Genomic DNA, 25,269 nt, shown 5'->3' on the forward strand with positions numbered 1-25,269 from the left:
TACAGGATACATGCGTCTCTTGTAAGAGACAATCTTTGATAATCACTGCCGCGTGTATGGCCTGTGCATAGGGGAACACAACACGAAAGGAGGTCGCCGTGAACGACACATCCGGAAGACGTGATTTTCTGAAATTGGGAATGGCGGGACTTGCCACGGCCGGCGTGCTGGCAGCCGTCGATGCGCAGAAGGCCGCCGCACAGGCCGCATCCGACAGCCTGCTGCGCACCGTGCTCGACAGAGGCAAGCTGATTGTCGGGACCGGCAGCACCAACGCACCCTGGCATTTCGAGAACGATGCCGGCGAACTGGTCGGAATGGATATCACCATGGGCCGCATTCTCGCCAAGGGCCTTTTCGACGACCCGACCAAGGTCGAGTTCGTCATGCAGGATCCGGCCCAGCGCATTCCCAACGTGACCACCAACAAGGTCGACATCACCATTCAGTTCATGACTATGACGGCGCAGCGCTCGCAGCTGATCAATTTCTCCCGGCCCTACTATGTCGAAGGCGTTGCCTTGCTGACCCTGCCGACCGCCGAGAACAAGACCTTCGACAAGCTGCTGGCCGGTGGTTCAGCGACACGCATTTCCATCCTGCAGAATGTCGACGCCGAAAGCTCGGTCCACTATGCTCTGCCGCAGGCCCAGGTGTTGCAGATCGACACGCAGGCGAACGTGCTGCAGGCGCTGGAGTCCAAGCGTGCCGACGCCGCCGCGGTCGACCTGTCCACCGTGCGCTGGCTCGCCTCGCGCAATCCAGACAAGTATTTCGATGCCGGCAAGAGCTGGTATTCGATGCTTTACGGCGCCGCGCTGCGGCAAGGCGATTTGGACTGGCTGACCTTCGTCAACCAGACTTTCACCATCGCCATGTTCGGCCACGAATCGGCGCTCTATGACGCCGCCTTCAAGGACTATTTCGGCCAGGAGCCGCCGGCGCGTCACCCCGGCTTCCCGGTCATCTGATCCCGGATTACGGAAGGGTGGCGTTGTTGCCCTTCCGTAATCGACTCGACGTCCTTCACACCGAGGCGGATGCATGGGCTATGCCCTTAATTTCAACCTGATCTGGCGGCATTTCGACAAGCTCTGGGGCGGCCTGCTGCTCAGCCTCGAGCTTGCCGTGATCTCGATCGCCATCGGCGTCGTCATCGGGTTGGTGCTCGCGGTCTGGTACGTCTCGGCCGGACGCGTGGTGCGGGCGGTGATCGCCGCCTATGTCGAATTCATCCGCAACGTGCCGCTGATCCTGCTGGTCTATCTCGTCTTCTACGGCCTGCCGACCGTGGTCGACCTGGCCTACAGTGCACCAACCTCGTTTGTATTGACCCTGTCGGTCTATAGCGGCGCCTATCTGGTCGAGGTGTTTCGCTCCGGGCTCGAGGCTGTCCCGCGCGGCCAGCTCGATGCCGGCAAGGCGATCGGCCTAACGCCATGGCAGAGGCTGTTGCACGTGCGCCTGCCTACAATGCTGCGCATCACGCTGCCGGCGCTCTCCAACACCTTCATCTCGCTGTTCAAGGACACCTCGATCGCCTCGGTCATCTCGGTGCCCGAACTCACCTTCGGCGCCCAATGGATCAACTTCAACACATTCCGCATCGTCGAGGTCTACCTGGTCACGACGGCGATGTATCTGGTAACCGGCTATGCGCTGCTTTTCGGGCTGCGGCTCGTCGAGCGCCGGTTCAGGGCGGCGCGCTGACATGCTGAGCCAGATCCTCTACGCACTGCCCTTCCTTGCCCAGGGCTTCGCCGTGACCTTGTGGGTCTCGCTGCTGGTGGTGGTGCTGTCGCTTATCGCCGGCGTCCTGCTGGGCGTCGGCCTGATCTATGGTCCCGCCCCTTTGCGCTGGGCGGTGCGCATCTTCTCGGACACCATTCGCGGCATTCCGATCCTGGTGCTGATGTTCTTCGTCTATTACGGCCTGCCGGCGATCGGGCTGCATCTGCCATCGTTCTGGGCCGCGGTGTCCGCGCTCACCCTGTTCAAGACGGCGCAGGTCATCGAATACCTCAGGGGCGCGGTCGGCTCGATTCCGAAGGGACAGTCCGAAGCCGCGATGGCGATCGGGTTGACCTTTCGCCAGAGGCTCACCTACGTCATCTTTCCGCAGGCCTTCAGGCGCTTCCTGCCGCCCTGGATCAATGGCGTCACCGACGCGGTGAAGGGCAGCGCGCTGGTGTCGCTGCTCGGCATCACCGATTTGATGCAGGCCATCAACCAGGTCATCGGCCGCACCTATGAAGCGATGCCGCTCTATATACTGGGCGCGCTCCTCTATTTCGCGGTCAACTACGCACTCTCGCTCGCCAGTCGGCGGCTCGAGCGGCGTTTCTCCTTCATCCGGGAATAGCAACGATGTCCGAAGCCCCAAACGCCGGTCCCGCGCTGCTCGATGTGCGCGATGTCTCCAAGGCCTTCGGTGCCGTCGAGGTGTTGCGCTCCGTCAGCCTTCAGGTGAAGCGCGGCGAGGTGGTGACCGTCATCGGCCCTTCCGGCAGCGGCAAGACCACGCTGCTGCGCTGCGTCAACTTCCTGGAGAGCTACGACAGCGGCTCGATCCGCATCGACGGCAAGGAGGTCGGTTTTCGCGAGGCCGGAACGCGTCAGCGCCGCAGCGAGCGCGATCTTGCCGCCATGCGCGCCGAGACCGGCATGGTGTTCCAAAGCTTCAACCTCTTCCCTCACCTGACGGCGGCCGGCAACATCATGCTGGGTCTGACCAAGGTGCGCGGAAAAAAGGACGCCGAGGCACGATCGATCGCCGAACACTGGCTCGGGCGCGTCGGCCTTGGCCACAAGGCCGACAGCCTGCCGGCCGAACTCTCCGGCGGCCAGCAGCAGCGCGTCGGCATAGCCCGCGCCGTGGCCATGGAACCGAAGATCCTGCTGCTCGACGAGATCACCTCCGCGCTCGATCCCGAACTCGTCGGCGAGGTGCTGGCAGTGGTGCGCAGCCTCGCCGAGGATGGCATGACCATGCTGATGGTGACCCACGAAATGGCCTTTGCCCGCGACGCTTCGAGCCGCATCGTCTTCATGGCCGATGGCGGCGTCAGCGCCGTCGGGCCGCCGAAGGAGATCCTCGCGGCGGAAACCAGCAACGAACGTCTCCGCACTTTCCTGGCGCGCTTCCGAGCCTCGCATTTCTAAACTCAGGCGGCCAAAGCCGCCCAAGGAGCCTTCATCCATGACGCCTTATATCAGGCTCGCCGAACTCGGCCTGACGTTGCCCGAGCCGCCGACGCCGATCGCCAACTTCGTCACCCATGCCGAGAGCGGGCGGCTGATCTTCCTCTCCGGCCAGGGGCCGCTGCGCGCCGACGGCACGCTCTGCACCGGCAAGGTGGGCGAGGACGTGACGGTCGAGCAAGCCTATCAGCATGCCCGGCTGACCGGGCTCAACCTGCTTGCCGTCATGCATGCCGCCGCCGGTGATCTCGGCCGTATCGTGCGCGTCGTCAAGCTGCTCGGCTTCGTCAACGCGACGCCGACCTTCAGCGACCATCCGAAGGTGGTCAATGGCTGCTCGGACCTGTTCGCCGACGTCTTCGACAAGATCGGCGGCCATGCCCGCTCGGCGATCGGCGTCGGCTCGCTGCCTGGAAACATCACCGTCGAAATCGAAGCGGTCGTCGAGATCGCCGCCTGACCTGCCACCCACGGGATTAGCTCACATGAAAACCTCTTCCGACACCGGCTCCAACACCACCATCCGCGAACGGCTGGGATTGCGGCCGATCATCAACGTCTCGGGCACCATGACCGCGCTCGGCGCCTCGATCATCGTCCCGGAAGCGATCTCCGCCATGGCTGAAATGGCCTCGCAATGGGTGGAAATGGACGATCTGCAGCGCGCCGCGAGCACGGTCGTCGCACGCCTCACCGGCGGCGAGGCCGGCTTCATCACCGCCTGCTGCGCCAGCGGCATCACCATGGCGATCGCCGGTGCGATGACCGGAACCAGCCTGCTCGCCATCGAGCGCCTGCCCGACGACACTGGCGACCTCAAGTCGGAGGTCGTCATCCAGCTCGGCCACATCGTCAATTACGGCGCCCCGATCGACCAGTCGGTCCGCGTCGCCGGCGCCAGGGTGGTGCCCGCCGGCACGGTCAGCGTGACCCAGGACTATCATGTAAGCGAGGCGATCAACGAGCGCACGGCGGCGGCCCTCTACGTCGTGGCCCACCACACGGTGCAATACGGCATGCTGTCGCTGGAGGAATTCTGCGATATCTGCCACGCCAAGGGCGTGCCGGTGATCGTCGACGCCGCGTCCGAGTATGATCTGCGCGGTTTTCTGGCGCGCGGCGCCGATGTCGTCATCTACAGCGGCCATAAATTCCTGAGCGGGCCGACCAGCGGCATCGTCACCGGCCGCAAGGATCTGGTGCGGGCCGCCTATCTGCAGAACCGCGGCGTTGCGCGCGCCATGAAGGTCGGCAAGGAAAGCATCGCCGGCACCATGGCGGCACTCGAAGCCTGGGAGAAGCGCGACCATGCCGGCATCCGCCGGCGCGAGGAAGCAGCACTGAACCTGTGGAAGGACGCGCTGCAGGGACTGCCCGGCATCGCCGCCATCATCATTCCCGACCCCACCGCCAATCCGCTCGACCGGCTGCAGATATTCGTCACGCCGGAGAGCCGCTTCACCGCCGCCGGTCTTGCCTCGGCCCTTGCCGCCGGCTCGCCGCCGATCATCGTGCGCAACCACGAGGTCGAGCGCGGCCATTTCTTCCTCGACCCCTGCAACCTTCACCCCGGCGAGGCGGAGATTGTCGCCGAACGTCTGCGCGCCGTGCTGACGGCGAAGGAGCGCCCGGCCGACGCGATGAAGGTCGCCCGCAAGGATTCGTCAGGCGTCTTGCGCTGGCCGGATTGATCGCTAAACCGACCATGCCGAAGGCATCGGCTGATCACGCGACTGTGAACAGCCGGAATTTGCCCACGCGGGAATAAATCCTCTCTTCAACAAGTCTCCTCGACATACGCCACGGCTGGCGTTGAGGAGACTGGCATGCCCCATCATCGCGAGCACAGCGAACACGGCTGCGGCGTCAGCCGCCGTCATGCGCTGCCGAGCATGATCGTCATCAATCCCTTCTCCATGGCGCCCCTCCTTTTCATAGCGCCCCTCCTTTCATAGCGCTTGACACTGGTGACGCAGATGAATTCACTTTCAGCAAGGCAGACGACTTTGCCCGTTTCCGGGGGCTTTGCTCCTGCAAGCCAGGCAAAATCGCTGTCGCATCTTGAGGCGGCACGGCCTGTCCGCTCCGGAGAGGATCATGGTGCTGCTTTGAGCGACAGGGCCCTGGCAGAGCGTTTCAACGACGTAGTGCTGCCGCATCTCGGCGACGCGCTGGCGCTTGCCCGCTGGCTGACCGGCAATGCCGCCGACGCCGAGGATGTCGTTCAGGACGCCTGCATCAAGGCGCATGCCGGCATATCAGGCTACGCCGGCGGCAATGCGCGTGCCTGGCTGCTCACCATCGTGCGCAACACCTCCTACACCTGGATGGCGCGCAACCGGCCGCGCGGCATGATGGCCGTCGGCGACCTCGGCGATCTCGACGACATGGCGGCCGCCCATGGCACCAGCCTGCCGGACGAGGATGGTCCGGAAGCGAGCCTGATCGCCAGGGCCGACACGGCGGCACTGGAGGCTGCGATCGCTGCCCTGCCGCAGCCGTTTCGCGAAACGCTGGTGCTGCGCGACATCAACGGCCTCAGCTATCGCGAGATAGCGGCCATGCTCGACGTGCCGATGGGTACGGTGATGTCCAGGCTGGCCCGCGCCCGCGGCCTGCTGGCGTCCGAACTGGGGAGAGCGCCATGACCGGCCATGACGATGGACTGCCCAATGATCCCGAAGGTGTCAGACTGATGATCCACGCCCTTGTTGATGGCGAGCTTGATGCGGCGGCGGCCCTTGCGGTGGAGCGTCGCATCGCCGCCGATCCCCGGCTTGCCGCCGAACATGCCCGCATCCTTGCCTTGCGAGGCGCGGTCAGCCGCTTGCCGCGCCCCGACGTGAGCGACGCCTTTCGGGCCCGCATCGCGGCGATCGGCATGGCCAGCACCGAGCAGCCGGCGACAGCCGAGGCAGCAGAGCCGCAGCGCGGCACGCCGTCGGCGCTGCCGGGCTTGATTGCCGGCGCTGGCGTCGGCCAGCGGCGTGAAGCCGGGACGCGTCCTTCGCTGGCGCGGAGATCGCCGAGGGCAAGCCGCTTCGGCTCGTTCGACTGGCGCGCCATGGCGGCATCGATCATGATCAGCGCGGTGCTGGCCAGCGGCGCAACGCAATGGGTAATGTTCAACGGCGCCGAAGACGGCTTGGCCGCGGCCGTCGCCAGCGGCCATCGCCGCAGCCTGCTCGCCGCGAGCCCGATCGACATCGTCTCCTCCGACCGCCATACGGTCAAACCGTGGCTGGACGCCCGCATCGGCGTCTCGCCGCCGGCGCCGGATCTTGCCCAGGAGGGTTTCGCTCTTATCGGCGGCCGGGTCGAGGTGATATCGGGCCGGCCGGTACCGGCACTGGTCTACCGCCACCGCGAGCACCTGATCACCCTGGTCGCCGAACCGCAGCAGGGCGGCAAGACCACCCAGCCGGACGATCTTTCCTCCGGCGGCTTTTCGATGGTGCACTGGAGCGACGGCGCCTTCTCCTATTGGGCGATCTCCGACATGGAGCGCCCCGAGCTCGACGACTTCGTCGCTCGCTTCCGCAAGGCGGCGGCATGAGCCGGAATATGGCCGTCGGCATCTCGCCGATGGCCTGAAATCCTTGCGGCCCCGCGCGAATTCCGCTAAGGCGCGCCTTTGTCGCCGGGGAGCAGAAGCTTGGACGATCAACGCGCCGACGTCGCCATCATCATGGGCAGCCAATCCGATTGGGCGACGATGCGCCAGGCAGCGGAGACGCTGGAGGCGCTTGGTGTGCCCCACAAACGGCTGATCATCTCGGCGCACCGCACGCCCGACCGGCTTTACGAATTCGCCAAAGGCGCCAAGGCCGCCGGCTACAAGGTCATCATCGCCGGCGCCGGCGGTGCCGCGCATCTGCCCGGCATGACGGCGGCGATGACACCACTGCCGGTGTTCGGCGTGCCGGTGGAATCGAAGGCGCTGTCGGGCCAGGATTCGCTGCTCTCGATCGTCCAGATGCCGGCCGGCATTCCTGTGGGAACGCTGGCCATCGGCAAGGCTGGTGCGGCCAACGCCGCCCTGCTGGCCGCCGCCGTGCTGGCGCTCAACGACGACAAGCTTGCCCAGCGCCTCGATGCCTGGCGCGCCTCGCAGACCGCCAAGGTCGCGGCCGAACCGACGGATACGCCGTGAGCCTGCCCGCCGGATCGACCATCGGCATCATTGGCGGCGGCCAGCTTGGCCGCATGCTGGCAATGGCCGCCGCCCGGCTCGGCTATCGCACCATCGTGCTGGAGCCTCAACCGGATTGCCCGGCGGCACAGGTCGCCAACCGGCAGATTACGGCCGCCTATGACGATCCGGCAGCACTTGCCGAACTGGCGGCTGCAAGCGCCGTCGTCACCTACGAGTTCGAGAACGTGCCGGTCGCCGCCGCAACCGCGCTTGCCGCCAAAGTGCCGGTCTATCCGCCGCCGCGGGCGCTTGACGTGGCGCAGGACCGGGTGAGCGAAAAGACATTCCTCAACGGCATCGGCATCGCCACCGCCGCGTTCCATCAAGTCGACACCGACGACGAGCTGGCGGCGGCGCTGAAGGCCTTCGGCGGCAGCGGCATCCTGAAGACGCGGCGAATGGGTTACGACGGCAAGGGCCAGCGCGTCTTCCGCAACATGGAAGCCGGCGGTTTCGCCGGCACCTGCGAGGGGATGGGCAATGTGCCGCTGATCCTGGAAAGCTTCGTGCAGTTCGAGCGCGAGATTTCCGTCATCGCCGCGCGAGGGCTGGACGGCACTGTCGCCGCCTACGATCCAGCCTGGAATGTGCACCGCGACGGTATTCTGCACACATCGACCTTGCCGGCCGGCGTTGCGCCGGCGACCGCGCGGGACGCGAAAGACGCGGCGACGAAAATCCTGTCGGCGCTCGACTATGTCGGCGTCATCGGTGTCGAGTTCTTCGTACCGGCCGACGGCTCCCTGCTGGCCAACGAGATCGCGCCCCGCGTCCACAATTCCGGCCATTGGACCGAAGCCGCCTGCATCGTTTCGCAGTTCGAGCAGCATATCCGCGCCATTGCCGGCCTGCCATTGGGAAGCTCGAACCGTCATTCCGATTGCGTGATGGAGAACCTGATCGGCGACGACGTGCTGCGCGTTCCCGCCTTGCTCGCCGAGCCCGACCTGATGCTGCACCTCTACGGCAAGGCCGAGGCCCGGCCCGGTCGCAAGATGGGTCATTTCACCCGCATCAGCCGCCGCGGCTGATACCAGACACGCCTATTGCACCTCGTCGCTGTCCGCGTCGGGGCTGGCGCAACTTGCATCGCCTTCCTCGCAATTGGCGGAGGCGGCGAGCTGCTTGATGCGATCATTGGTCAGCCTGGTCAGGCATTGCGAGACCTCCATCGCATGGATGGACCCGCCCTGGCTGGCGGCGGTGTTATGCGCGCATTCGGCAGCCCGGAAGCTGATCCAGGCGCGTTGTGCCACCTGAAGCAATCTCTTGCCATCGGCATCATCGGAGCCAATCAGCGCCTGGTAGGCCGCATTGAGCCTGGCGTCGGCCGCCTGATAGTCCTCGCCGGCACAGATATTCATCATCTGCTGGCTGTCGTCGGAGCGGTCGCATTCTTGCCCTCGGGCAGCCGAGCTCGCCGCCAGGATGACGAGGCAGGAGGAGAGGAATATTCGGCGCATGGTCGTTCCCAAATCGCTTGCGATGGACGACATCATCCCAGCCGGCTCATGGCCGCGCAATGCCACGGGGCCGACATGGCGGATATTTGATGATATCGGGACGCGGAGCGCGCTTGCGGTTGACTTACGGTTGACATGGGCAAGTCTCCTCGTTTATGAGCCACCCACCGTTCAAAAGGCGCGTCTTCTGGCGCGCCTTAAAAATTCGACCCCGAACCGGGTCCAGACCGACAGGCAAGACCATGAAGATCAAGAATTCGCTCAAGGCGTTGAAGGCGCGTCACCGCGACAACCAGCTGGTTCGCCGCAAGGGCCGCGTTTACATCATCAACAAGACCGCCCCGCGCTACAAGGCGCGCCAGGGTTGAGTTTTCGGCCGGAGGCTTTTTCGTCTCCGCCCACTGATGCTTGTCGGCCAGCCGACCTTCCCACGCTAAAATCACTTTGATGTTCCGCCGCCCGGGATTAAACTCGGGCGATGCGGATTCTTTTTGTATTCTTGACGACTTTGCTGGTTTCCGGCGTCATCCCCCTGCCGGCCCAAGCCGGTGATCGGCCGATCGCGGTGGCGGCCGCGGATGGTCAGCCGGCGCCCGCCGATGCCCAGCCAGCGGCTCCGGACACTCCGGCCACGCCGATGACGAAACAGGCCCGGCTCGACAAGTTGTTCTCCGACCTGAAGCGCGAGCGCAACGAAAAGGCCGCCGAGCGCATCGCCGGCAGCATCTGGAACGAATGGTTCCAGTCCGGCAGCGCCTCGATCGACCTGATGATGCAGTGGTCGCAAAAAGCGATGAATGATCAGAAATTCGACGTCGCGCTCGATTTCCTGGACCAGGTGGTGACCTTGCAGCCTAGCTACGCCGAAGGCTGGAACCGTCGCGCCACCGTGCATTTCATGATGAAGAACTACGGCAAGTCGATGGCCGACATCGACCGCACGCTGCAGCTCGAGCCACGCCATTTTGGCGCGCTGTCGGGCCTGGCCCAGATCATGGCCGAGACCGGCCACAAGCAATCGGCGCTCGAGGCCTGGCAGAAGGTGCTGGCCATCTACCCGATGATGCGCAGCGCCCAGAACCAGGTCGCGACCCTGTCGGAAGAGCTTGCCGGCGAAGGCATTTGATAGATCAGGAAATAGCCATTAGGCGCTGGCGCTGGAGCCAGCCCTACTGCCCTACCCCACAACTTATCCCCCTCCATCCCCGTATATCCCAGCATGAACCTGATCTATGCCGCGCTCGCCTTCCTGATGGCGCTTGTCCTTGCCCTGGTCGGCGTCACCCGCGCCGGCTCGTGGCTGATCGAGCGCCGCGGTCCTTCGGTCGGGGCGTTCGCCGACATCGACGGTGCCCGCATCCACTACGTCCACCTCCCCGCCTCAGCCAGTGCGGATCTGCCGCCGATCGTCTTCATCCATGGCGCCAGCGCCAATTTGAAAGACCAGATGCTGCCACTCAGGCCGCTGCTTGAAGGCCGCGCCGAAATGCTGTTCTTCGACCGGCCTGGTTTTGGCTGGTCCGGCCGCGGTCCAGGCAACAATGAGGACCCATCGGCGCAAGCCGCAACCATCGCCGCCCTGATGGACCGTCTCGGCATCAAGAAGGCAATCATCGTCGGCCATTCCTTCGGCGGCGTGGTGACGGCGGCTTTCGGCCGCGAGCATGCGGACAAGACGCTCGGGCTGGTCTTCCTGGCGCCGGCGACCCATCCCTGGCCGGGCGGCGCGACGTCCTGGTACTACGACCTGACCACCATTCCGGTGATCGGCCGGCTGTTCTCCGAGACGCTGACCTACCCGGCCGGATCGCTGTGGATGGCGGACGCCACGACCTGCGTCTTCTCCCCCAACAAGGTGCCGGACGATTATCTCGCCGCAACCTCGATCCCGCTGGTGCTGCGGCCGTCGGCCTTTCGCGCCAACGCCACCGACGTTGCCGGCCTCTATCGCTATGCGCTCGGCGCCGCACCGCACTACAAAGAGATCACAGCCCCGACCGTGGTCATCTCCGGCGACCGCGACAAGGTTGTCTATGCCCGGATCCACTCCGTCGGCCTGGTGCGCGACATCCTGGGTGCCGAGCTCGTCTGGGTGCATAATCTCGGCCATAAGCCAGACTGGATCGCATCCGACCTCGTCGTCGGCGCCATCGAGAAAGTCGGCGGCAAGGATATCGATCTGGAAGCAATCGCCAGGACGGTGGAGGCACGGATTGCCGGCGACACATATGGCACGGGCAAATGCGCCGACATCAAAGAACCTGAGGCGGAGCTCGCGCCGACCTGATCCGTGCCAACCGAAAACGGCCATCGCAGCCCGCCATTGGGATCACAGCGGCATGTACCTCCTGAAACACGGCATAAAGAGAAATCCGGAAAAGCGATGGGCGCTGCCGGATCGCATCTTTTTCGGTCACGGCGCATGCGCCATTCTCGCCGGCACCTTCCTCAAGCATCCGCCTTTGGAGGGATTTTACGGCGAACGGATCATTCCTGACGAAGGTTTTTCAGGAAACCATATCTATGTGACGAACGGCCTGATCGCTTTCGACTATCATGGCTATTGCGCCCGAGAGCGGTTGCTCGAACACCATGAAAGAAGCTGGGCTTCGCGCAACGCCGGATGGCGTTGCACGATTGCGAAAGTGGATTTCGATCTGCTCGATAAGACCGAACTCAACCGGCGAAAGATGCTCGGCCCAAATCAATATCTGCATGACCCCATTCCTCGCGCGCGACGGTTCCTCCAGCGAAGAAACCACGCGGAAGCCGCGGTAAGAGCGCTGGGGACTGCAACGACGCTGGCGGCCGACTACCGGCCGGCTGTTTCCGATCCGACATAGGCGATGCGCAGCATGTTGGTCGATCCCGGAGTCCGCAGCGGCACGCCTGCGGTGATGATGACCCGGTCGCCCGGCTTGCCGAAGTCTTCTTCCAGCGCGATGCGGCAGGCGCGGTTGACCATGTCGTCGAGATCGGTGGCATCGGGCGAGACGACGCAATGCGTGCCCCACAAAAGCGACAGCCGTCGCGCCGTGTTGAGGATCGGCGACAGCGCGATGATCGGCACCTGCGGACGCTCGCGCGCGGCGCGCAGGCCGGTGGTGCCCGATGCCGTGTAGGTGATGATCGCCGACAGTTTCAGCGTCTCGGCGATCTCGCGGGCGGCCAGCGAAATGGCATCGGCGCCGGTCGCTTCCGGCTCCGAACGCTGTGCGTTGATGATGCCGGCATACGTCGGATCGGTTTCGACCTTGGCGGCGATGCGGTTCATCATCGCCACCGCTTCGACCGGATAGGCGCCCGCCGCCGATTCCGCCGACAGCATGATCGCGTCGGCGCCTTCGAAGACGGCGATCGAAACGTCGGACACTTCGGCGCGGGTCGGCACAGGGGCGGTGATCATCGATTCCAGCATCTGCGTGGCGACCACCACCGGCTTGCCGGCACGGCGCGCGGCGCGCGTGATCTGCTTCTGGATGCCGGGCACCGCCTCCAACGGCATTTCGACGCCGAGATCGCCGCGGGCGACCATCAGCGCGTCGGACAGTTCGATGATCTCGGCCAGCCGGGCCACGGCCTGCGGTTTTTCGATCTTGGCCATGATCAGCGCCCGGCCACGGGCGATCTTGCGCGCCTCGGCCAGATCTTCCGGCCGCTGCACGAAGGACAGCGCGACCCAGTCGACGCCCGTGGCGAGCACCGCGTCGAGGTCCTTGCGGTCCTTCTCGGTCAGCGCGCCGACCGGCAGGTCGGTATCTGGCAGGCTGACGCCCTTCTTGTCGGAAATGGTGGTGCCGGCAATAACGGTGCAGACGATCGACTTGCCGTCGCTCTTTACCGCCTTCAGTTCGAGCTTGCCGTCGTCGATCAGGAGGCGATGGCCAGCCTCGACCGAGCTCAGGATTTCAGGATGCGGCAGGTAGACCCTTGTCGAGGTGCCGGGCTCGGGATTGTCGTCGAGCGTGAAGGTCTGGCCCAGCGTCAAGACTTCCTTGCCATTGGCGAACTTGCCGACGCGCAGCTTCGGGCCCTGCAGGTCGGCCAGGATGCCGATCGGCCTGCCAACTTTTTCCTCGACCGCGCGGATGCGGGCGACCAGCGTGCGCATCAGCTCATGATCGGTATGGCTCATATTGATGCGGAACACATCGGCGCCGGCTTCGAACAGCTTTTTCAGCATCTCCTCGGAGGAAGATGCCGGACCGATTGTGGCTAGGATCTTGACCTTGCGGCTACGTCTCATTGACTATTCGTTCCCGGGGCGGCTGGAGCGCCTCCCGTTGCGGGCTCGTCGGTGAGCTGGACCATCCAGCTTGCCTGCTCGCCCGTGTCATATTCCTGGAATCCGGCGCGCTGGAAGCCCCTGGCGACGCAGTCGCTTACGCCGGCAATCTTGAACTCTTTTTCAGCCACGCACATGTTGATCGGGCCGTCCCAGCGTCCACCGCGCTCGGCGTCTTCTGCATAAAGATAGTAAAACCTTGATGACAGCGGCCCTTCGATCAACGTCTTGCAGCTCGATCCCTCGATGTGCCACCAGCCCTCGGTGATCCAGCCGGCCTTGGCCCGATAGCCGATTCCGACGCCGACCAGGTTCTGCGTGGCGTTGCAGACGCGGAAGTCGGCGCGCGCCGGTGAAGCTGTGACCATCGCTGACAGTCCCACGGCGAGCGTCAGGAGCGGCATGGCTAAGGCAAAGCGCGCGCGCTGCCCGCCGTGGGAACCCATCCTAAAACCCCTCAAGAACCACATCAGCATCTCTCTGCGCCCCTTTTCGGAAAAGTCCGGGCGCATGTCAACGCGCCGTTTTGACCGATTCCAATCGATTTAGGAAGGCTCCCGGCGCACGACCGTCGCCCCGTGCAAGATTTCCCGGGAAACCTTGGCTAAACAACGGCATTGCGCACAGGTCGTCTTCGTGGAATGACGATAGCATCCTCCCCGAAGGCCAGCGAACGACCATTTTTCCGCCAATGACCCGATCCACAGTTTTCGCGCCCTTCGACATTGTCGAGGGCGACCGCAAGCGAGGCATCGTGCTTCTGGCCGATCATGCCCGCCGCGACCTGCCGGAAGAATATGGCAGCCTGGGGCTGGCCCCGGCCGAATTCGACCGCCATATCGCCTATGACATTGGCGTCGAAGCGGTGACGCGCGAACTGGCGGCCCTGCTCAATGCGCCGGCGGTGCTCGCCAATTTCTCGCGGCTGCTGATCGACCCCAACCGAGGCGAGGACGATCCAACACTCATTCGCCAGCTTTACGACGGCACCATCATTCCCGGAAATTATCCCCTGGCGCAGGAGGAACGCGAAAGGCGGCTCGATCGCTTCTACCGCCCTTATCACGACGCGGTCGGCGCCATGATTGCGTCAGTCGCGCAGGCTTCAGGGCAAGCGCCTTTCATCTTCTCGGTGCATTCCTTCACCCCTGCCATGCAGGGCAAGCAACGTCCGTGGCATGTCGGTATCCTGTGGGACAAGGACGACCGGGTGGCGCAACCGCTGATCGATATGCTGGCTGAGGACAAACAACTCGTGGTTGGCGACAACGAACCGTATGATGGCGCGTTGCGCGGCGACACCATGTTCAGGCACGCCATCGTCAATGGCTATGCCCACGCGCTGATCGAAATCCGCCAGGATCTGATAGCGGACCAGAAGGGCATTGTCGCCTGGGCCGGGCGGCTCGCACCGATCGTTGACGCGATCGACCGCCGTCCCGATATACATGCGGTAAAGATGTTCGGCTCGCGCACCGGGCCGCTATGACGGAGGTTTCGATGACCGAACTCAGCGACGAACAGAAGCGCGACTTCGAGGCCGCCGCCTTTCGGCGACTGGTCGAGCATTTGCGTGAACGGGGCGACGTGCAGAACATCGATCTGATGAACCTCGCCGGCTTCTGCCGCAACTGCCTGTCGAACTGGTACCGCGAAGCAGCCAATGCCGAAGGCGTCGATCTCGGCAAAGAGCAATCGCGCGAGATCGTCTACGGCATGCCCTATGCGCAATGGCAGGCGCTCAACCAGATAGAGGCTTCGGACGCCAAGAAGGCGGAATTCGAAGCACGGCGCCCCAAGGATCACTGAGCCCGTTTAGCCCAAATGCTTTCCCACAACAGCGCTTGACTGAAAATTGAATCGATCTAATTTGCCGCGCAAAGCCATTTTCTGACCGGATTCGTGCCATGAACGCTTCGAACGCCATGCAGACTGCCATTCGTGGGCGATGGGCCGTGGCGGCCATTTTCCTCGCCAATGGTTTCCTGACCGGCAGCTGGGCGCCGCAGATTCCTGTCTTCCTGACCCGGCTGGACATCTCGAAATTCACGCTCGGCCTGCTGATCCTTTTGTTCGGCGCCGGCGCGGTCACCGCCATGACATGGTGCGGCCACCTGATCTCCAAACACGGCTCGCGCACCGTGCTGCGCTGGTTCGGCCTGTGCGGCAGCCTCGGCCTGCTGGTCGTGGCGCTGGCACCCGACGTGCCGCTGGCGGCCATCGCCATGTTCATATTCGGCGGCTCCATCGGCGGCATGGATGTCGCCATGAATGCCAATGCGGTGGTGGTGGAACGGCGGCTGGGGCGCGCCATCATGTCCTCCTCGCACGGATTCTGGAGCCTCGGCGGGTTCGCCGGCGGCGCCCTCGGCGGCTTCGCCATCCAGACCTATGGCCACCTCGCCCATGCCGCGGTGGTGACCGTGCTTGCCTTCGCGGCAATCGCGGCGGCGGTGCCCCACATCGTGGCCGAAAACAAGCCGCAGGCGGTCGAGCATCATAAATTCGCTCTGCCGGCAAACCCATTGGTCTACCTCATCGGCCTGATGGCCCTGTTGACGATGATTTCAGAGGGCGCGGTGCTCGATTGGGCGGCGCTGTATCTGCGGCAGGAACTCGGCGCCGACCTCGCCGTCGCCGGTCTTGCCTATGCCGCCTTCTCCGGCGTCATGGCGATCATGCGCTTTTTCGGCGATGGCGTCCGCAACCGCTTCGGCGCGGTGATGACACTGCGCGGCTCGGCCATCGTCGCGGCCGCCGGCATGCTGATCGCCGGCCTGTCACCTTCGCCTTGGCTCGCCATATCAGCCTTTGCGCTTTGCGGCTTCGGCATCGCCAACATGGTGCCGATCATCTTTTCCGCCGGCGGCAACCAGGAGGGCATGTCGTCGGGCACCGGCATGAGCGTCGTCACCACCATGGGCTATTCCGGTATTCTGGTGGCGCCGTCGGCGATCGGCTTCGTCGCCGAGCATTCCAGCTTCGGCCCGATCTTCATCGCCATGTCGGCTCTGCTGATCGTCGTCTTGCTGATGGCCGGTTTGGCTCACCGCGCCGAATTCGCTCCGGATGCCGCCCCTGCCGAATAGTGCTTCAATTCCTCGTGGAGAAAATCAGCCACGCGGCGGATGCGCACGCTGGTGCGCACGTCGCGATGCATGGCCAGCCATACCGGCAGGGCAGGCAAGGGCAGGCCGGGCAACACCCTTTCCACCAGCGGATCGCGGTCTGCCAGCGGCTCCTGGCCAAGACCAATGCCGTTTCCCGCCCGCACCGCTTCCCAAAGCACGATCTGATTGTCGGCCCTGAAACGAAAGCTGTTTCGGGTGACCGGGATGCCATACTGGGAAAAGGCCCGGATCATCTCGTCGCTGCGATCGAAGCCGATCAGGGCGTGATTGACGAGGTCGGCCGGTCCCAGCGGGCGCCCGCGCCTATCGAGGTAGGATATGGCTGCACAGGCGCAGAGTCCGATATCGCAGACCTTGCGCGCCACCAGTTCGTTCTGCGCCGGCTTGACCATGCGGATGGCAATGTCAGCATCCCGGCGCAGCAGGTTCTCGACCTGGTTCGAGGCAACGATCTCGACCTCGATGCCGGGCTCGTTGACGCCGAGCCGCGCCATCATGTCGGGCAGCACATAGGCCGCGACCACCTCACTGGCCGCGATGCGCACCGTGCCTTCGATCGCCTCGACCGAACCCAGAGCGAGCCGTGAAAAGGCGCTTGCCTGCTCGCTCACCGTCTTGCCGCGCTCGAACAGCGTGGCTCCCGCTTCGGTCAGCGCATAGCCGCTTCGCCCGCGCCGGAAAAGCGTGACGCCGAGCGCCTGTTCCAACTCCCCGATGTGACGGCCAAGCGTCGGCTGGCTTGCCGACAGCTTCCGCGCTGCGGCCGACAGGCTGCCGGTTTCCGCCACGGTGACAAAGCTCTTGATTAGGTTCCAGTCAATGTCCCTCATTCAATAATGAATATCAAAACTGCATTCATAGTCAATTTTAATTCATCGATGAAGCAATCACATTCACCCTGCAAACACGGACTGCAACAACCAACCAGGAGCAATCCAAATGACCAAGATCGCACTCGCAACCGCCGCCCTCTTCATCGCCGCCAACACGGCTTTCGCCGGCAGCGACAAGTTCGGCTCGGACAATGCCAGCCAGCCAACCGTCGTCACCACCGACAATGTGACCACCACGTCGATCAGCAAATCCGAGGCGACCAATCAGAAGCCAGCCGTCCAGGGCAGCAACCGCGACCTCTTCGGCAGCCGCTGAACGGCGGCCCTCGAAAATCCAGAAGCGGCGGGCTCGTCCCGTCGCTTCTAGGCAAACCCCGCACTTGAAAACAAATAAGGAGACGAAGAATGACCAAGATCGCAATTCTCGGCGCCAATGGCCGGCTCGGTCGCGTGGTTGCCAAGGCCTTCATCGACGCCGGCTTCGACGTCCGCGCCGTCACCCGTACCGGCATGGTGCCGGCCGAGCTTGAGGGCGCCACGGCGGTTGCCGGCGATGCGCTGGACCGTCAATCGCTGATCCAGGCCACCGAGGGCGTCGACATCATCTTCAACGGCCTCAACCCGATCTACACCGACTGGGGCAAATGCCTGCCAATGGCCGAAAATGTCATGGCCGCCTGCCATGCCAACGATGCGCAGCATCTCTTCCCCGGCACCGTCTACAATTACGGCTCGCCTATGCCGGCGGTGATATCGGAAGACACGCCGTTCCATCCGACGACCGAGAAGGGCCGCATCCGCTGTGCCATGGAGGATCTGTTCCGCCGTGAGGCCGAGGCCAGACGGGTGCGCACCATTGTTCTGCGGGCCGGCGATTTCTTCGGCGGCACCGGCAGCGGCTCCTGGTTTGACCTGATCGTCGCCGCCAAGATCAACAAGGGCATCTACACCGCGCCCGGTCCGGCCGACCTCGTGCATGAATGGGCCTATTTGCCGGATTTCGCCGTCGGTTTCGTCGCGCTGGCCCGCAATCTCGACAAGCTCGGCTTCTATGAGGCGCTGAGCTTTCCGGGCCATGCCGTCACCGATCTCGAGATCAAGGTGGCCGCCGAGAACGCCGTCGGCCATCAACTCAAGATGACTTCCATGCCTTGGTGGGTGCTGCGCGCCGGCAGCCCGTTCGTGGCGATGTGGCGCGAGATCGTCTCGATGTCATACCTGCGCTTCGAGCCGCACCGGCTGATCTCGACGCGGCTGGCAGGCATCATCGGCGAAATCCCGCATACGCCGCTCGATCAGGCGGTGAACAAAGCCTTGCAGGATATCGGCATCGCCGTCGCGCCCGCCCGTCGCCAGGCCGCCTGATCGAGCTTGCTGGCAGGTGAGAACAGCTGCGCCCAGTAAGGGTCCGGCGGCGGATCGTTGCCGGTCAGATCCTGCCCAGCACAAGCAGGATCAGCACCACGACCAGTATGACGCCGACAATGCCCGATGGTCCGTAGCCCCAGGAGCGCGAATGCGGCCATGCCGGCACAGCGCCGATCAGGATCAGGATCAGGATGATAACGAGAAGTGTGCTGATCGTCATTTTGAGCCCTCGCCGTCTGGTTGCATTCGAGGGAACAATGCAAAAGGCCGCCCGGTTGTTCCCGGACGGCCTTTGTTGCTTGGCCTGCGAAATGCTCTATTCCGCCGCCTTCGGAAAGCTGACTGCCGGCTCGGCGCCGACATCTGCCAGAGGCCCTTGGGACGATATCTCGCCCTGGCCGCGCCGGAAGAGACGGCTGATTAAGCCGCGTCGCGCGCCGGGCTTGACCTTGGCGCGGGTGAACACCATCAGCATCGACGGCGTCACAACCAGCGTGAGAATGGTGGCGAAGGACAGGCCGAAGACGATCGCGGAGGACAGCGAAATCCACCATTGCGTCGACGGCGCATTGATCGTCGTCTCGTGATGGAAGATTTCGAGCCCAAGGCCGAAGGCGATCGGCAGCACGCCGAGAATCGCCGACACCGCCGTCAGCACAACCGGTCGCGCACGCTCGCGGCAGGTCTGCAGCACCGCGTCCATCTTGTCCCAGCCCTCCTCACGCAACCGGTCGTAGGTGTCGATCAACACGATGTTGTTGTTCACCACCACGCCGGCCAGCGCGATGACGCCAATGCCCGACATGACGATGCCGAACGTCTCGCCCGTGATCAGCAGTCCAAGGAACACGCCGATTGTCGCCATGACCACGCAGGACAGCACCAGCCATACGCTGGTGAACTTGTTGAACTGCGCCAGCAGCACCAAGAAGATCAGGAAGATCGCCGCGCCGAAGGCCTTGCTGAGGAAGGCGCTGGCTTCCGCGCTGTCCTCGTTCGATCCGGCGAGCTTCCAGCGTATTCCGCTGCCCAGATTCATATCGGTGACGGCCTGAGTGACCTGCTGCTGGACTGCCGCGACCTGTTGGCCGGCGGCAACATTGGCCTGCACCACCACGGTTCGGGCACCGTCGATGCGGTTGAGGATGCCGACCGTCGGCTCGGGTTTGCGCACGACGAAGTTTGAGATCGGCACCGACCCTTGCGAGGTCTGCACCCTGAGCTCGTCCAGCGTCGACAGCGTGCGCCGGTCTTCCGGAAGACGCAGGCGGATGTCGACGGCGTCATCGGCACCAGCAGGCCGGTATTCGGAGAGCTTCAGTCCGTTCGTCACCAGCTGCACCACGGTGCCGACCGAAGTCGGGCTGATGCCGTATTGCGCGGCCTTGGCGCGGTCGACCTCGAGAGCCCAGTCGACGCCGGGCGGCGGCAGGCCATCGGAAATATCGATGACGCCCGGCACCTTGGCGATACGCGCCGCGACGGCGCGCGCCTTGTCGTCGAGGCCGGCTGGATCGACGGCCGATAGCCTGATCTGGATCGGTTTGCCGGTCGGCGGACCGGCTTCCGGCACGCGCACCTCCACGTCGACCCCGGGAATGCCGGCCATCACGCCGCGCAGATCGCTTAGGATCTGGTTGGCGGACTTGCGTTCGCGCCAGTCGATGAATTCGTACTGGATGACGCCGACGACGTCCTCGGGCACGTCCTGGCCGCCGCCCTGCGTCTTGCCGACGCGGGTGTAGACCGACTTCACGCCAGGCCACCCGAGCAATCGGCTCTCGGCGATCTTGGTCGCCGTATCCATTTCGGCCAGCGAAAGGTTGCCGCGGGCATGCACGTAAAGCAGGCCGTAGTCAGGTTCGACGCTCGGGAAAAACTCGACGCCGGCACCGTACTTTGAATAGCCAACGAAAATACCGGTCAGCAAGACGACGGTGAGCACCATCACGGTGATGGGAAAGCGCACCGCCTGCTTGACGACAGCCATGTACCAGCCGTCGCGATTGCCATCCTCGTGATGCTGCGGCGCCTTGGCGAATATAGCGCCCAGCGTCGGCGCGAAGACCAGCGCATAGAGCATCGAGGCCGACAGCGTGACGATCAGCGTGATCGGCATGTACTTCATGAAATCGCCGATGATGCCGGGCCAGAACAACAGCGGCGAGAAGGCGGCGATACGCGTCATCGTCGCGGCGATGACCGGGCCGGCCATGCGCTTGGCGGCAAGCGCGAAGGCTTCCTGCTTCGGCATGCCTTCGCTCATCCTTCGTTCGGCGAACTCGGTGACAATGATGGCGTCGTCGACCAGCATGCCGACCGCCAGGATGAGGCTGAACAGCACGATCATGTTGATCGTGTAGCCCATCATGGCAAGCAGCAGGATACCGATTAGGAAGGACGACGGAATGGCCAGGCCAATCAGCAGCGAGGCACGGCCGGACAGCGCGTAGAGGATGACGATGAACACCAGGATGACGGCGATCATCACATGGTTCTGCAAGTCCCCCAGCAGCTGGTTGACGAAGACCGACTTGTCCTGCGTGTAGGTGACGTGCATGCCCTCGGGCATGGTCTTGACGAAGGCATCCGACACCTCCCTGACCTTGGTCAGCGTATCGATCAGATTGGCGCCGATGCGCTTTTTGACTTCGATGGCGATGGCCGGCTTGCCGTTGAGGCGCGTGATTGTCGTCGCGTCGGCGAAGGTCGAGCGTATCGTCGCGATGTCCTTGGCCTGCACCACGGCATTGGGCCCGGCGACCACGGGAAGTGCCGCCACATCCTCGGGTGTCTCGATCAGCGACGGCACCTTGACGGCATATTTGCCTTCCGAGCCCTCAATGTTGCCGGCGGCGACCAGGCTGTTGGAAGCACCGACCGCGCCGATCAGCTGGTCGAGCTGCAGGCCATAGGACGACAGCTTCATCGGATCGATGACGACCTCGACCAGATCGTCGCGCGAGCCCTGCAACGAGCCTTCGAGCACGCCGGGCACTTCCTCGATGCGATCACGCAGTTCGCGCGCCGCGGCAGCCAGCACGCGTTCGGGCAATTCGCCGGACAGCGTGACGACGAGCACCGGGAATTCGGAAATGTTGACCTCCGTGACGACAGGCTCCTCGGCCGCCTGCGGCAGGTCGGCCTTGCCGTCCTGCACCTTGGAGCGTGTGTCCTGCAGTGCCGTCGCCAGGTTCGTCTGCGGCTGGAACTCGACCAGAACGTAGCCGCCGCCCTGGAAGGCGGCCGAGCGCATCTCCTTGAGGCCCTTCAGGCTTTTCAACTTGCTTTCCATCGGCCGCAGCAGAAGACGCTCGGAATCCTCCGGCGAAATGCCTTGATAGATCAGGCTGACATACATCATCGGAATCGGAACATCGGGTTCCGCTTCCTTCGGTGTCGACTGATAGGCGACCCAGCCTGCAATCAGCAGGAAGACCAGGACCGAGATGGTCAGGCGGGCATTGTTGATTGCGAGTCTGACGATATCCATGACTTATGCCTGCTGTTGCTTTCGGGAGTGGCGAACGGACATGCTGTCGCCGGACAAGGCCCGGCGCCGGCGCCCATGCGCTACTGCGTCCCGGCGGTGGCTTCGCCGATCAGTTTTTTGATGGTCGCCTGATCGGCCTCGACCGGATGGACCTCGTCGCCTTCCTTCACCAGTTCCTGGCCGGCAACGATGATGCGCGCATCGGCCGGGATGCCGCCAAGCACGAGACCGGTCGGCGTATCGTCGACCAGATCGATCGGGAAGAACGCCACCTTGTTGTCCTTTCCGACGGCGCGGATGCCGAGGTCGCCCTTGTCGCCGAGCGTCACCACCGAGCGCGGCAAAAGCACCGCGTCGGTCGGCAGCGCGCTGAGCCGGATTTCGGCCGTCATGCCGGCCGGCACCGAGCCATCGGCATTGGGGATGGCAATCTCGACACGGAAGGTGCGGGTCGCCGACGAGGCGTCGCGGCTGATATAGCGCACGGTGCCTTCGACGGTCTGGCCGCTGACCAGCCGAACGCTGGCCTTGTCGCCGATCTTGAGATAGCCGAGGTCGCGCTCGCTGATTTCGCCGCGCGCGATCACCGGGTCGAGCTTGAGGATCGTCGCCACCTCGCCGCCCTGCATGACGGAGCTGCCGAGTTCCACCGGCACCCGGTCGATGACGCCGTCGAACGGCGCCTTCACTTCGTTGCGGTCGAGCTCGGCCTGTGCGGTGTCCAGCTGGGATTGCGCCTGGGTCAGGTTGGAGCGGGCGGTGTCGAGCTGCAGCTTCGGCAAATTGCCTGTCTTGGCCAGACGCTCGGCGGCGTCGAGTTCGGCCTTGCGCTGCGCCACAAGCTGCTTGGCGTTGTCGACCATCGAGATCTTTTCCTCGGCGGCGAGCATCAGCACCAGGTCGCCGGTCTTGACGTGGTCGCCCTGCTTGACCGGCAGCTTGTCGATGACGCCGGCGACGCGGGTTGCCAGCACCGCGCGCTTGTCGGCTTCGGTCAGCCCGGAAATGCGGATGGCGCGCGCATAGGTCTTTCGCGGCGGCGTCACCACAGCGACGGTACGCAGCGGAGCCTTCGGTTCGGCTTCCGCCGTCTTCGGCTTGCTCGCGTCCGGCGTCTTGCCCTGCTCGGCTTCGGCTGCCTTGGCCTTGTTCGCCGCTACGCTGCCGACCGACGAGAACTCGCCGGTCGCCATCCACGCCGCGAAACCGATGAGCACAACAATGGCTGCAAGCTTGTGAAACCTGATTTTAGGCATCGTCATTTTTCCACTGCGGGTTCGGCCAGCACCGCGTCTGATGACGCGGGCGCGTCGCCGATATGGGTGCGCGCTCGACCGTGTTCAAATTGCCGTGATCGGCGAGCGCGCTTCTACATCAAAGTTGCATCGCAATATAGCCCCAAAGTTGCAGCAGCATTGCGTAGCCGAACAAGGTGTGGCCGCCGTGAAACGGTACTTCGTCACTTGCCAGGCTACTTGGTGAAGCCGGCCGCCGGCTCACAATCCGGCTCTGAAACATCGTCCACCGGAGACCAGCGCGGCTCGCCACAGGCCCGTCCGGCCGTCTCCGAAATATAGCCGCGATCCGCATTGCGTCGCCGATCGAAGTGCAGGCACAAACCGACGATCCGCGTCAGTGTGATCGGCGAGAGGCAATGATCGAGACACCATAACACTCTACTAAAGGGCTGGAATTGTTCGAAAAAAGGCACGGCAACCTTTCAGGTCAGGCTTGCCGCCGCCAAGGCCCCGAGGTCGAACCTGATGCTGAAAAACTCAACGCGCCCGCATTCTTACGCCTTGGACCATCGCGTCGCGATACGCGCGACATAGGGCTCGGCACGAGACAGGTGCGGGAACACCGGGTGTGTTTCGTCCCATTCGCAATTCGGGTCGAGCATTGCGCCCGATCCCTTCGGACGTCTTCCGCCCGGCGTCATCTGACCGTTGGTGGCAACAGGCGTCAGCATGATGACGGCTCTTCCGCACGCCAAGGTTGCTGTCACGCCAGCAGCGCTGGACTACGCGCTGCTGCGGAGACCCCGCCATGCCGCCGGCGGGCTCAGGCCCGACGGCGCTCTGCCTCCGGATTCTTGCGAACGGCGAGAAACTCCTTCACGCGACGGCCCGGTGCTGGACCGCGGACCGGCTTGAAACCGTCGTCGAGTTCGCCCGAGAGATCGAGCGTGGCATGCTTGCCGACGGCAGCGTAATTCTCTTCAAGCCAGTCGCTGGCGGCGGTGCGGCCGAGGTCGCGCAGATAGGTCAGGAAGGCCCATTCGGCATTGACCTTCGAGGATGCCGACAGGCCCTTGAACGCCTCGTCGGCATCGATGCGGTGCATGCGGATGTCCCGGTATTCGCCATGCGGCAGACGCCCGGCGGCGATCAGTTCCTTGACGAAGGCGATCGAGCGGAATTCGCGCAGCAGCCCGGCATTGAAGGTGATCTCGTCGATGCGGTTCTGGATCTCGTTGGCGCTTCTCGGTGTTCCCTCGCGCACCACCGGGTTGATCTGCACCAGAAGCACGTCCTCGGTCGCCGCCGTCTTGAAGAATGGATAGAGCGCCGGATTGCCGCCATAGCCACCATCCCAATAGGGCACGCCCTTGATCTCGACAGCACGGAACAATTGCGGCAGGCAGGCCGAGGCCATCACTGTGTCGAGATCGATCTCGCCATCGGAAAACACTCGCAACTGCCCTGTCTCGACATTGGTGGCGGAGATGAACAGTTCCATCGGCTTGCAGGCATGGACATTCCCGAAATCGATCTCCCGCGCGACGACGTCGCGCAGCGGATTGAGGCCGAGCGGGTTGGCGACATAGGGCGAGAATACCCGCGACATGGTGTCGAAGAAGACATAGCCCGGCGTGTTCTCGATCGACCAATTGCCCCAGGCGACATCCCACGGCATGCGTTGCACCGGGCTGAACCGTCCCTTCGCCGCCACCGCGCGCCAGAAATCGTCCAGCTTCTTGCGCGCGCCCTCGACCCCGCCTCTGACAAAACCGTCAGCCAGCGCCACCGCGTTCATCGCGCCGGCACTGGTACCGGACACCGCCGATATCTCCAGCCTGCCATCCTCCAGCAGCCGGTCGAGCACGCCCCAGGAAAAGGCGCCATGCGAGCCGCCACCCTGGAGAGCGATGTTGATCTTCTTCTTTTCCTCCGCCTTGCCGCTCTTCGTCATGGCGTTCCTGTCATCCTGATACGCCAGCCCGCCCCCCACGTCATTCGAAGGAAGCAGCTATCGCCAGCTTATGTTGCAGTGCAGCATATAAGGATGGGCCAAGGCAAG

General features: G+C 64.0%; 28 protein-coding genes. 19 read left to right on the forward strand and 9 right to left on the reverse strand.

Features of this window, described 5'->3' with window-relative positions:
* The first annotated feature begins 140 nt into the window (after positions 1–140).
* The 10 genes from LB557_RS13170 (at position 141) to LB557_RS13215 (ending at position 8,427) form a co-directional block, all read left to right on the forward strand.
* On the forward strand, positions 141–971 hold the full coding sequence (locus LB557_RS13170) for a transporter substrate-binding domain-containing protein (protein WP_174361987.1): 831 nt from the start codon (positions 141–143) through the stop codon (positions 969–971).
* Positions 972–1,044: 73 nt separating this feature from the next.
* Positions 1,045–1,710: an amino acid ABC transporter permease gene (locus tag LB557_RS13175; protein ID WP_015315334.1), complete on the forward strand. Its 666-nt coding sequence runs from the start codon at positions 1,045–1,047 to the stop codon at positions 1,708–1,710.
* Position 1,711: 1 nt separating this feature from the next.
* Entirely contained in the window at positions 1,712–2,362 is a 651-nt protein-coding gene (locus LB557_RS13180) for an amino acid ABC transporter permease (RefSeq protein WP_015315333.1), read from the forward strand.
* Between the two features lie 5 nt (positions 2,363–2,367).
* Positions 2,368–3,162, forward strand: a complete 795-nt coding sequence (locus LB557_RS13185) for an amino acid ABC transporter ATP-binding protein (RefSeq protein WP_224642719.1) — start codon at positions 2,368–2,370, stop codon at positions 3,160–3,162.
* A gap of 37 nt (positions 3,163–3,199) precedes the next feature.
* Positions 3,200–3,661 (forward strand): RidA family protein, encoded by a 462-nt coding sequence (locus LB557_RS13190; RefSeq protein ID WP_015315331.1) that lies wholly within the window; start codon positions 3,200–3,202, stop codon positions 3,659–3,661.
* Between the two features lie 25 nt (positions 3,662–3,686).
* Complete coding sequence (locus LB557_RS13195; RefSeq protein ID WP_140662709.1) at positions 3,687–4,892, forward strand: aminotransferase class V-fold PLP-dependent enzyme; 1,206 nt, start codon at positions 3,687–3,689, stop codon at positions 4,890–4,892.
* A gap of 417 nt (positions 4,893–5,309) precedes the next feature.
* Positions 5,310–5,849: a sigma-70 family RNA polymerase sigma factor gene (locus tag LB557_RS13200; RefSeq protein WP_041163301.1), complete on the forward strand. Its 540-nt coding sequence runs from the start codon at positions 5,310–5,312 to the stop codon at positions 5,847–5,849.
* Positions 5,846–6,757 (forward strand): anti-sigma factor family protein, encoded by a 912-nt coding sequence (locus LB557_RS13205; RefSeq protein ID WP_015315327.1) that lies wholly within the window; start codon positions 5,846–5,848, stop codon positions 6,755–6,757. The genes LB557_RS13200 and LB557_RS13205 overlap by 4 nt, the downstream gene beginning before the upstream one ends.
* A gap of 99 nt (positions 6,758–6,856) precedes the next feature.
* Positions 6,857–7,354: a 5-(carboxyamino)imidazole ribonucleotide mutase gene (purE, locus tag LB557_RS13210; RefSeq protein ID WP_023773946.1), complete on the forward strand. Its 498-nt coding sequence runs from the start codon at positions 6,857–6,859 to the stop codon at positions 7,352–7,354.
* The gene (locus LB557_RS13215; RefSeq protein WP_015315325.1) at positions 7,351–8,427 is read left to right on the forward strand and encodes a 5-(carboxyamino)imidazole ribonucleotide synthase; all 1,077 of its coding nucleotides are present in this window, start codon (positions 7,351–7,353) and stop codon (positions 8,425–8,427) included. Before purE ends, LB557_RS13215 begins: the two co-directional genes overlap by 4 nt.
* A 12-nt stretch (positions 8,428–8,439) precedes the next feature.
* Here the strand turns inward: LB557_RS13215 and LB557_RS13220 are convergent, their stop codons facing one another.
* Entirely contained in the window at positions 8,440–8,859 is a 420-nt protein-coding gene (locus LB557_RS13220; RefSeq protein WP_224642718.1) for a lysozyme inhibitor LprI family protein, read from the reverse strand.
* Between the two features lie 242 nt (positions 8,860–9,101).
* Here LB557_RS13220 and ykgO point away from each other — a divergent pair, with 242 nt between their 5' ends.
* From ykgO to LB557_RS13240, 4 genes are all read left to right on the forward strand, one after another.
* Entirely contained in the window at positions 9,102–9,227 is a 126-nt protein-coding gene (ykgO, locus tag LB557_RS13225) for a type B 50S ribosomal protein L36 (protein ID WP_006327841.1), read from the forward strand.
* Positions 9,228–9,337: 110 nt separating this feature from the next.
* Positions 9,338–9,985 (forward strand): tetratricopeptide repeat protein, encoded by a 648-nt coding sequence (locus tag LB557_RS13230; RefSeq protein WP_140616674.1) that lies wholly within the window; start codon positions 9,338–9,340, stop codon positions 9,983–9,985.
* Positions 9,986–10,078: 93 nt separating this feature from the next.
* On the forward strand, positions 10,079–11,146 hold the full coding sequence (locus LB557_RS13235) for an alpha/beta fold hydrolase (protein ID WP_224642717.1): 1,068 nt from the start codon (positions 10,079–10,081) through the stop codon (positions 11,144–11,146).
* 52 nt (positions 11,147–11,198) lie between these two features.
* A complete protein-coding gene (locus LB557_RS13240; protein WP_224642715.1) occupies positions 11,199–11,702 on the forward strand; it encodes a hypothetical protein in 504 nt (167 codons plus the stop codon).
* On the opposite strand, the gene pyk is transcribed toward LB557_RS13240, so the two are convergent.
* Both pyk and LB557_RS13250 read right to left on the reverse strand, forming a co-directional pair.
* Entirely contained in the window at positions 11,672–13,105 is a 1,434-nt protein-coding gene (gene pyk / locus LB557_RS13245; protein ID WP_023773940.1) for a pyruvate kinase, read from the reverse strand. The genes LB557_RS13240 and pyk overlap by 31 nt on opposite strands.
* Positions 13,102–13,548: a DUF1036 domain-containing protein gene (locus LB557_RS13250; protein ID WP_174361986.1), complete on the reverse strand. Its 447-nt coding sequence runs from the start codon at positions 13,546–13,548 to the stop codon at positions 13,102–13,104. The genes pyk and LB557_RS13250 overlap by 4 nt, the downstream gene beginning before the upstream one ends.
* Before the next feature lie 287 nt (positions 13,549–13,835).
* Here LB557_RS13250 and LB557_RS13255 point away from each other — a divergent pair, with 287 nt between their 5' ends.
* The 3 genes from LB557_RS13255 (at position 13,836) to LB557_RS13265 (ending at position 16,233) form a co-directional block, all read left to right on the forward strand.
* Positions 13,836–14,633: an N-formylglutamate amidohydrolase gene (locus tag LB557_RS13255; RefSeq protein WP_224642714.1), complete on the forward strand. Its 798-nt coding sequence runs from the start codon at positions 13,836–13,838 to the stop codon at positions 14,631–14,633.
* A gap of 11 nt (positions 14,634–14,644) precedes the next feature.
* Positions 14,645–14,953, forward strand: a complete 309-nt coding sequence (locus tag LB557_RS13260; protein WP_140874813.1) for a DUF1244 domain-containing protein — start codon at positions 14,645–14,647, stop codon at positions 14,951–14,953.
* Positions 14,954–15,051: 98 nt separating this feature from the next.
* Positions 15,052–16,233 (forward strand): MFS transporter, encoded by a 1,182-nt coding sequence (locus LB557_RS13265; RefSeq protein WP_015315316.1) that lies wholly within the window; start codon positions 15,052–15,054, stop codon positions 16,231–16,233.
* On the opposite strand, the gene LB557_RS13270 is transcribed toward LB557_RS13265, so the two are convergent.
* The gene (locus tag LB557_RS13270) at positions 16,191–17,105 is read right to left on the reverse strand and encodes a LysR family transcriptional regulator (protein ID WP_224713064.1); all 915 of its coding nucleotides are present in this window, start codon (positions 17,103–17,105) and stop codon (positions 16,191–16,193) included. The two genes, LB557_RS13265 and LB557_RS13270, sit on opposite strands and share 43 nt — an antisense overlap.
* A 109-nt stretch (positions 17,106–17,214) precedes the next feature.
* On the opposite strand from LB557_RS13270, the gene LB557_RS13275 reads away from it, so the two are divergent.
* Entirely contained in the window at positions 17,215–17,424 is a 210-nt protein-coding gene (locus LB557_RS13275; protein WP_224713065.1) for a DUF680 domain-containing protein, read from the forward strand.
* 89 nt (positions 17,425–17,513) lie between these two features.
* A complete protein-coding gene (locus LB557_RS13280) occupies positions 17,514–18,473 on the forward strand; it encodes an SDR family oxidoreductase (RefSeq protein WP_224644117.1) in 960 nt (319 codons plus the stop codon).
* Positions 18,474–18,537: 64 nt separating this feature from the next.
* On the opposite strand, the gene LB557_RS13285 is transcribed toward LB557_RS13280, so the two are convergent.
* From LB557_RS13285 to LB557_RS13305, 5 genes are all read right to left on the reverse strand, one after another.
* A complete protein-coding gene (locus LB557_RS13285; RefSeq protein ID WP_015315312.1) occupies positions 18,538–18,696 on the reverse strand; it encodes a DUF3309 family protein in 159 nt (52 codons plus the stop codon).
* Positions 18,697–18,792: 96 nt separating this feature from the next.
* Positions 18,793–21,969 carry an efflux RND transporter permease subunit gene (locus LB557_RS13290; protein WP_015315311.1) on the reverse strand — a complete coding sequence of 1,059 codons (3,177 nt, stop codon included), beginning with the start codon at positions 21,967–21,969 and terminating at the stop codon, positions 18,793–18,795.
* A gap of 80 nt (positions 21,970–22,049) precedes the next feature.
* Complete coding sequence (locus LB557_RS13295; protein WP_224644116.1) at positions 22,050–23,225, reverse strand: efflux RND transporter periplasmic adaptor subunit; 1,176 nt, start codon at positions 23,223–23,225, stop codon at positions 22,050–22,052.
* Between the two features lie 536 nt (positions 23,226–23,761).
* A complete protein-coding gene (locus LB557_RS13300) occupies positions 23,762–23,938 on the reverse strand; it encodes a hypothetical protein (protein ID WP_181171150.1) in 177 nt (58 codons plus the stop codon).
* Positions 23,939–24,030: 92 nt separating this feature from the next.
* Entirely contained in the window at positions 24,031–25,161 is a 1,131-nt protein-coding gene (locus LB557_RS13305; RefSeq protein WP_224644115.1) for a patatin-like phospholipase family protein, read from the reverse strand.
* Positions 25,162–25,269 lie beyond the last annotated feature (108 nt).

The sequence above is a fragment of the Mesorhizobium sp. BR115XR7A genome (assembly GCF_020165315.1).
In the GTDB taxonomy this organism is placed as follows: Bacteria; Pseudomonadota; Alphaproteobacteria; order Rhizobiales; family Rhizobiaceae; genus Mesorhizobium; species Mesorhizobium australicum.

Coding starts and splice junctions, on each gene's coding strand:
- LB557_RS13170 (WP_174361987.1), top strand. CDS start 141: ATGGCGGGACTTGCCACGGCCGGCGTGCTGGCAGCCGTCGATGCGCAG.
- LB557_RS13175 (WP_015315334.1), top strand. CDS start 1,045: ATGGGCTATGCCCTTAATTTCAACCTGATCTGGCGGCATTTCGACAAG.
- LB557_RS13180 (WP_015315333.1), top strand. CDS start 1,712: ATGCTGAGCCAGATCCTCTACGCACTGCCCTTCCTTGCCCAGGGCTTC.
- LB557_RS13185 (WP_224642719.1), top strand. CDS start 2,368: ATGTCCGAAGCCCCAAACGCCGGTCCCGCGCTGCTCGATGTGCGCGAT.
- LB557_RS13190 (WP_015315331.1), top strand. CDS start 3,200: ATGACGCCTTATATCAGGCTCGCCGAACTCGGCCTGACGTTGCCCGAG.
- LB557_RS13195 (WP_140662709.1), top strand. CDS start 3,687: ATGAAAACCTCTTCCGACACCGGCTCCAACACCACCATCCGCGAACGG.
- LB557_RS13205 (WP_015315327.1), top strand. CDS start 5,846: ATGACCGGCCATGACGATGGACTGCCCAATGATCCCGAAGGTGTCAGA.
- LB557_RS13220 (WP_224642718.1), bottom strand. CDS start 8,859: ATGCGCCGAATATTCCTCTCCTCCTGCCTCGTCATCCTGGCGGCGAGC.
- ykgO (WP_006327841.1), top strand. CDS start 9,102: ATGAAGATCAAGAATTCGCTCAAGGCGTTGAAGGCGCGTCACCGCGAC.
- LB557_RS13230 (WP_140616674.1), top strand. CDS start 9,338: ATGCGGATTCTTTTTGTATTCTTGACGACTTTGCTGGTTTCCGGCGTC.
- LB557_RS13235 (WP_224642717.1), top strand. CDS start 10,079: ATGAACCTGATCTATGCCGCGCTCGCCTTCCTGATGGCGCTTGTCCTT.
- LB557_RS13240 (WP_224642715.1), top strand. CDS start 11,199: ATGTACCTCCTGAAACACGGCATAAAGAGAAATCCGGAAAAGCGATGG.
- pyk (WP_023773940.1), bottom strand. CDS start 13,105: ATGAGACGTAGCCGCAAGGTCAAGATCCTAGCCACAATCGGTCCGGCA.
- LB557_RS13250 (WP_174361986.1), bottom strand. CDS start 13,548: ATGCCGCTCCTGACGCTCGCCGTGGGACTGTCAGCGATGGTCACAGCT.
- LB557_RS13255 (WP_224642714.1), top strand. CDS start 13,836: ATGACCCGATCCACAGTTTTCGCGCCCTTCGACATTGTCGAGGGCGAC.
- LB557_RS13260 (WP_140874813.1), top strand. CDS start 14,645: ATGACCGAACTCAGCGACGAACAGAAGCGCGACTTCGAGGCCGCCGCC.
- LB557_RS13265 (WP_015315316.1), top strand. CDS start 15,052: ATGAACGCTTCGAACGCCATGCAGACTGCCATTCGTGGGCGATGGGCC.
- LB557_RS13270 (WP_224713064.1), bottom strand. CDS start 17,105: ATGAGGGACATTGACTGGAACCTAATCAAGAGCTTTGTCACCGTGGCG.
- LB557_RS13275 (WP_224713065.1), top strand. CDS start 17,215: ATGACCAAGATCGCACTCGCAACCGCCGCCCTCTTCATCGCCGCCAAC.
- LB557_RS13280 (WP_224644117.1), top strand. CDS start 17,514: ATGACCAAGATCGCAATTCTCGGCGCCAATGGCCGGCTCGGTCGCGTG.
- LB557_RS13285 (WP_015315312.1), bottom strand. CDS start 18,696: ATGACGATCAGCACACTTCTCGTTATCATCCTGATCCTGATCCTGATC.
- LB557_RS13290 (WP_015315311.1), bottom strand. CDS start 21,969: ATGGATATCGTCAGACTCGCAATCAACAATGCCCGCCTGACCATCTCG.
- LB557_RS13295 (WP_224644116.1), bottom strand. CDS start 23,225: ATGCCTAAAATCAGGTTTCACAAGCTTGCAGCCATTGTTGTGCTCATC.
- LB557_RS13300 (WP_181171150.1), bottom strand. CDS start 23,938: ATGCTGACGCCTGTTGCCACCAACGGTCAGATGACGCCGGGCGGAAGA.
- LB557_RS13305 (WP_224644115.1), bottom strand. CDS start 25,161: ATGACGAAGAGCGGCAAGGCGGAGGAAAAGAAGAAGATCAACATCGCT.